Here is a 1,777-nt window from a genome sequence, read left to right as displayed (position 1 = left end):
GTTCACCAACACCTACTGGCTGCAGCAGCAGAGCAAGCAGGTTCTGTATAACGGCTCTGCACCTATCAGCTTCACTGCAACCGTTCTGGCCGACGCGAACTCTACCGCCGGCGGCGCGGTGACTGTTACTCTGTCAGGTGTGCCGATTTACGACACCACCAACCCACAATACAATGCAGTTAACCGTCAGGTTGCAGCGGGTGATGCGGTGACTGTAATCGGTACTGCAAGCCAAACCATGAAGCCTAACCTGTTCTACAACAAGTTCTTCTGCGGCCTGGGTACTATTCCTCTGCCAAAACTGAACAGCATCGACTCTGCAGTCGCAACTTACGAAGGCTTCTCTATCCGCGTACACAAATACTCGGACGGCGACGCTAACGTGCAGAAAATGCGTTTCGACCTGCTGCCAGCCTACGTGTGCTTCAACCCACACATGGGCGGCCAGTTCTTCGGCAATCCGTAATCGCGAGGGGCTTCGGCCCCTTTATTTTTTGGAGGCGAAATGGATCGCATGAGCATCTTTATGGCTGCCGATAACGACGCTGGCCATGTTCAGGCTGTAATCGCAGAGAAAGACTTCCCAATTTACGAAAAGCTCGGCTTTGTGGCTTCCGTTGACGACATCAAGCCGGTTGTTAAGCGTGGGCGCAAGGCGGCTGACAATGGCAACGACTCTGACAAAGGGTGAGATCGTCTTATTCGCTCTCAGAAAACCCGCAGTAGCTTCAAATGCAACTCTAACTGATGTAGAGCCTCAATCAGTCGAGGATGCCATTCATGACCTCGAAGACATGATGGCTGAATGGATGATTAATCCTGGTAACGTCGGTTATTTGTTCGCGGCGGATGGCGAGGAGCCGTTACCAGACGATGACTCTGGACTGCCGCGCAAATACAAACATGCAGTTGGCTATCAGCTAATACTCCGCATGCTGTCTGATTATGGCGTAGAGCCATCACCTCAAGTCCTGACTAATGCTCATCGCTCATATGACGCGCTGCTGACTGACACGCTCGTTGTTCCGTCGATGCGCCGTCGCGGAGATTTCCCGCTTGGGCAGGGCAACAAATACGACGTGTTTACCATCGACCGATATTATCCAGGCGATCTGCCCCCGATTGACGGCGACATCCCAAATCAGTAGGTGACTCATGCCAATCCAAAAGCTGCCATTAGCCAAAGGCCTTGGCAAAGACTACCGCAATGCTGATTACGTCGATTTGCTTCCTGTTAACATGCTGGCGACGCCGAAAGAAGTTTTGAATGCATCTGGGTATCTTCGCTCTTTCCCTGGCGTAGCGAAGCGCTCAGACGTTTCTGGAGTGTCTCGCGGCGTGGAGTACAACACGGTAGAGAACATTCCATATCGTGTAGCCGGAGAGAAGATTTACAAAGGGAACTCAGAGCGCGGGAGTGTTTCTGGAAGTCAGCGCGTAAGCATGGCACACAGCGCTACTAGTCAGGCGGCGGCAGCCAACGGCGTCATGACGCTTTATCGATACGACGGCACGAATAAAACCCTGCAGAACTGGCCACCCAACGTAGGTGGAACTGAATATGCTCAATACGACATTGGCAGTGTTAAAGATATCTGCCGGGCGCGTGGGCGCTATGTCTGGGTTAAGGATGGCACTCAGACCTTCGGCGTAACAGACCTGGAGGACGAATCACACCCTGACCGATTCCGTCCATTCTATACGGCAGAGAGCCAGCCAGATGGCATTATTGGGTGTGGCGTGTGGCGTGATTTCGTTGTGATGTTTGGTAGCAGCA

At 52.8% G+C, this 1,777-nt stretch carries 4 protein-coding genes; all 4 read left to right on the top strand.

Going from position 1 to position 1,777, the window contains the following annotated elements:
• On the top strand, positions 1-466 hold a 466-nt coding region (locus ACWEIJ_RS45970; RefSeq protein ID WP_449843619.1), incomplete at its 5' end, for a P22 phage major capsid protein family protein.
• A gap of 39 nt (positions 467-505) precedes the next feature.
• Entirely contained in the window at positions 506-691 is a 186-nt protein-coding gene (locus tag ACWEIJ_RS45965; protein ID WP_060446553.1) for a hypothetical protein, read from the top strand.
• Positions 666-1,148, top strand: a complete 483-nt coding sequence (locus ACWEIJ_RS45960) for a packaged DNA stabilization gp4 family protein (RefSeq protein WP_350590095.1) — start codon at positions 666-668, stop codon at positions 1,146-1,148. Before ACWEIJ_RS45965 ends, ACWEIJ_RS45960 begins: the two co-directional genes overlap by 26 nt.
• Positions 1,149-1,155: 7 nt before the next feature.
• A partial coding sequence (locus tag ACWEIJ_RS45955; protein WP_449843618.1) for a packaged DNA stabilization protein occupies positions 1,156-1,777 on the top strand: 622 nt, incomplete at its 3' end.

The sequence above is a fragment of the Lentzea sp. NPDC004789 genome (assembly GCF_053601075.1).
This window is presented reverse-complemented; position numbering and strand designations above follow the sequence as displayed.